Below are 1,711 nucleotides of genomic sequence, written 5' to 3'. Positions count from 1 at the left end.
CGGCTGCTGACTTGCTTAACTCTAATATCATTGCAAGAGAGTTAGGGTTATCAGACAAGGTGCAAAACGAACACACAGGCGCGAATGGCGGAGCTATTGAAATAAAACAAACGCAAGACTTGACAGACTCAGAGCTAAACGAAGAGCTTGCAAAATATGGCATTACTAACAAATAGACGAAAACTTGAATTATTAAAAGAGCGCAGGTTACGCGATGCTAGGGATAGTTTTTTGTCATATAGAAAACTAATAAACCCAAAGGATAAATGGGGTTGGTGGCAAGAAGAAATAGCACAAGAATTACAACAGTTTTTTAATGACCTGATAAGCGGAAAACGCCCAAAATTAGTCATACAAGCACCTCCTCAACACGGCAAATCCGTTCAGATTATTGATTTTATATCATGGTTAGCAGGTAAAGACCCTGATTGCCGCACAATATACACATCATTTAGCGAGCGTTTAGGTGTTAGAGCAAACTTGCGACTGCAAAGGGTTTATGACTCAACACTCTATAAAGAGATATTCCCAAACACTAAAATAAACAAGTCCAACTCAGTGACAATTAGCGGTCAGTTTTTGCGTAATCGTGAGATTTTGGAATACTGCGACAATTTAGGCTATTTTAGAAATACTACCGTTGGCGGCTCAATCACTGGTGAGGGGTTAGACTTAGGGATTATAGATGACCCGATTAAGGGCAGAAAAGAGGCAAATAGCATAACAATTAGAGATAGTGTTTGGGACTGGTTTACCGATGACTTTTTTACTCGTTTTAGCGAAGATGCAGGGCTATTGTGTATTTTAACTAGATGGCATATTGATGACCCTATTGGTCGGCTTATTGATAAATATCCTAATGTAAAGGTTTTGAGCTATCCTGCACTTGCAGACAAAGACGAAAAAAATAGACGAGAGGGCGAGGCGTTATTCCCTGAGCATAAATCATTAGAGTTTTTGTTAGAGCGTAAAATGATGATGGATACTGCATCATGGTTATCTTTGTACCAACAAACACCTGTTATATTAGGCGGTGAAATCATCAAAGGCGCATGGTTTGGGCGTTATGTTGTTTTGCCACAAATAAAATACCGTAAAATATTTGCAGATACCGCACAAAAAACAAAAGAGCATAACGACTATTCTGTTTTTGAGTGTTGGGGCGTTGGTGATGATAATAAGCTATATTTGATTGATATGATTCGCGGCAAATGGGAAGCTCCATACTTAAAAAGACAGGCCGTTGATTTTTGGAATAAACATAAAAATATAACAACAAGCCCACTACGCGAAATGTGCGTAGAAGATAAAGCAAGCGGAACTGGTTTAATTCAAGATATAAAAAGAGAGGCAAAGATACCAATCAAAGCAATACAAAGAAGTATTGACAAACTAACAAGAGTGCAAGATGTTGTTTCATACATTGAATCGGGTTATGTTATGATACCTGAGAATAGCTCTTTTGTTAGTGATTTTATTACAGAGTGCGAGTCATTTACAGCAGATAACGCTCATCAACATGATGACCAGATAGACCCGATGTGTGATGCTATCAGCGATATGTTAGCAAAACACAATCAATCAGAACCACGAGTGAGACGGTTATGAGTAAAAAATGGTGGCAGTTTTGGAAAGGCGAACAAAAGAGCAACGCCTTAGGTGTGCTTATTCGCCAATCGAGCAACTTTACAGCTTATAATTTTGTCCAGTT

At 38.6% G+C, this 1,711-nt stretch carries 1 protein-coding gene; it reads left to right on the top strand.

Annotation, left to right across the window (positions count from 1 at the left end):
* Positions 1-231: 231 nt before the first annotated feature.
* Positions 232-1,608 carry a phage terminase large subunit gene (gene terL, locus Q0212_RS12295; RefSeq protein ID WP_297925929.1) on the top strand — a complete coding sequence of 459 codons (1,377 nt, stop codon included), beginning with the start codon at positions 232-234 and terminating at the stop codon, positions 1,606-1,608.
* Positions 1,609-1,711 lie beyond the last annotated feature (103 nt).

It is taken from the genome of uncultured Agitococcus sp. (assembly GCF_937920075.1).
Classification (GTDB): Bacteria; Pseudomonadota; Gammaproteobacteria; order Pseudomonadales; family Moraxellaceae; genus Agitococcus.
This window is presented reverse-complemented; position numbering and strand designations above follow the sequence as displayed.